Consider the following 2,401-nt stretch of genomic DNA (forward strand, 5'->3'; position numbering starts at 1 on the left):
ACAGTAATATTGGGAGGGGGTTGTGAACGATTTGTTCATGGAGTCACTTGCATTGCAACGGATAGAACTTATAGCCCGGCTGGTCGCCAGCTCAGATTGTAGCGATGACGACAAGGAGGTGGCGATTTCGTGGCTGTCGGAGCTGACAAGCGATCTGGTTACCAGGCTGAATGAATATGGAGTAGGGCAGGATGAGAGTACGCATTAGTGATTCCGCACCATGGGAAACTCCCTCCCATATGGCATCCTGCGGTTTGAGCACGCAGTGCATGTCTATGGTGCATGGATTCGCATGATCCAAAAAGGATCGCAACGGGTCGGGGCCGCCAGAGCAGGCGCGCTTTCCGGCCTGTCATGCACCTGCATGAAAACCACTACACAAAGCGGGCAGGCGTGGCGGGGATACGAGCGCGCGCTACTAGGTAACATAGTGTAGTTTCACTTAACGATTGATAAAATTTATTGAAGGATTTTCAAATTTCATTAGCATGTTAAATTGAATTGCTAGTCAAGGTTCGACTATCGGCGAAATAAATTTAGAGATTTTTGAGGGAATAGCATGCAACCTAAAGTCTTTATTTCTTACAGTTGGAGTTCTCCAGCGCATAAGCAATACATCCAGCAAATAGCTGACCGTTTACTGAGTGACGGAGTTGATGTCATTATTGATATTTATGATCTTAAAGAAGGGCATGACAAGAATGCCTTTATGGAACGCATGATCGCTGATGTTTCTGTAACGCATGTTCTTGTCATGTGTGATAAATTGTATTCGGAAAAAGCAGACGCGCGAAAAGCTGGAGTAGGTACAGAATCTCAAATTATATCTCAAGAAGTATATTCAAAAGTTGAACAATCTAAGTTTATCCCAATTGTATGCCAACTTGATGAGAATAATGAACCATATTTACCAGTGTTCATGCGGTCAAGAATATGGATTGATTTATCATCGGATGAAAAGACCAATGAAAATTGGGAGAAACTGATAAGACTGTTGAATGGACAACCTCTAGAGCAGAAGCCAAAGCTTGGTAAGAAACCAAGTTATCTTGATGATAATTCGCCAATGCCTACAAGTGAGGCTTTAGCTAAATTAAAAACTCTAAAGCAAGCCATTATCCAGGACAAAAAGGGACTTCGAGGATATCGTACCGATTTTTTAAACTCATGCTGGGAATATCTAGATAATCTTCGGCCTAGAGTACAACCGGAAAGCACTCAGCGAGTTTATTTAGCAAACAAAATAATTGAAGACAGCTCCGCAATGCTTAGTATCAGAAACTATATTGTGGATTGGGTATTGATTGAATCGGAATACGCGAATGAAGATGCCATTGTAGAACCATTGATTAGTTTATTTGAAAAAATGTTGGAACTTAGATCGGTTCCTTCTGATATGCAAGGTGGCTGGAATGATGCGTGGTTTGAAGCTCAGCATATATTTGTTTGTGAGTTATTTTTATATGTCATAGCTGCTTTAATTAAAAATGAATGCTATAGCGTAATACACGAAATTTATACAACCTCTTTTTTAGACCCTTCATTACAAAGGCAGGGGCGAAATGCTTTCGTCCGATATACAGAGTTAAGAGGTTACTCTGAATTATTGCAGGATGTTCTAGCACCAGAAGGAAGAAAACTTCTGTCTCCTGCTGCAGAATTAATGAAAAGGCAAGCGACAAGAGAAGACTTGCCATTTAAAGATATCATTCAGGCTGATCTTTTAAGCTTTATGTTTGCTCTGAGTACCAAAGATTTACGTTGGTATCCTCAAACGTACCATTACTGTAGTCACTATGAAGTTCCATCATTCTTTTTAAGAGCTACTCGACATAAGTATTTCGAAAAACTTGCAGTGATTATTGGAGTGAAGTCTGCGGATGATTTAAGACGGGCAATTACAGAAGGTATGGATAGAGTCGGCGTTTCTCGCTGGTCTGATTTTAGTTTTAATGCCAGCTTCTGGGAGGCTATGAATATGGATAAACTGGATACCCTAGATTAAATATTTTGTTTAATCTGTTATTATGGGAGCTAATACATGAACTGTATTAGCTCTTTTCTTAATCAAGGGTGTAGGGGGTGAATGAAATGATATCTGTATCTAACCATGTATTTAATTCCTCAAACCTACGTTGTAGTGGAATTAATTCATTCCGAACGAACACCATACTCGCCTTCTCAACATCCCCAAACCCCCCAACATTGCTCGGCATAATCCCCATCATTTGAGGAGGCACACGGTGCGCCGCCATCATGTCGTCACGACTTACGTTCTTGATGTTCAAAAACTCATCCTTTGCTGCAACCTCTGACAGCGGGATGATCTGGATGCCGTCCTTTTTTCCATTGGGCGAATACATAAACAGATTGCGGAAGTTGCCCGGACCTTTGGCGCTTT

The 2,401-nt window shown here is 41.2% G+C and carries 2 protein-coding genes and 1 pseudogene; 2 read left to right on the top strand and 1 reads right to left on the bottom strand.

All coding sequences use genetic code 11. The annotated features are described in order from the left end of the window. Positions 1 to 22: 22 nt before the first annotated feature. On the top strand, positions 23 to 208 hold the full coding sequence (locus KQJ18_RS24905) for a hypothetical protein (RefSeq protein ID WP_346014727.1): 186 nt from the start codon (positions 23 to 25) through the stop codon (positions 206 to 208). 351 nt (positions 209 to 559) lie between these two features. Continuing rightward, positions 560 to 2,005: an SEFIR domain-containing protein gene (locus KQJ18_RS23360; RefSeq protein ID WP_216422874.1), complete on the top strand. Its 1,446-nt coding sequence runs from the start codon at positions 560 to 562 to the stop codon at positions 2,003 to 2,005. Positions 2,006 to 2,063: 58 nt separating this feature from the next. Here KQJ18_RS23360 and KQJ18_RS23365 read toward each other — a convergent pair. Continuing rightward, positions 2,064 to 2,401, bottom strand: a pseudogene (locus tag KQJ18_RS23365) (hypothetical protein); the annotation flags it as partial.

Origin of the sequence: Citrobacter sp. S55_ASV_140 (assembly GCF_018919505.1) — a bacterium.
In the GTDB taxonomy this organism is placed as follows: domain Bacteria; phylum Pseudomonadota; class Gammaproteobacteria; order Enterobacterales; family Enterobacteriaceae; genus Citrobacter; species Citrobacter werkmanii.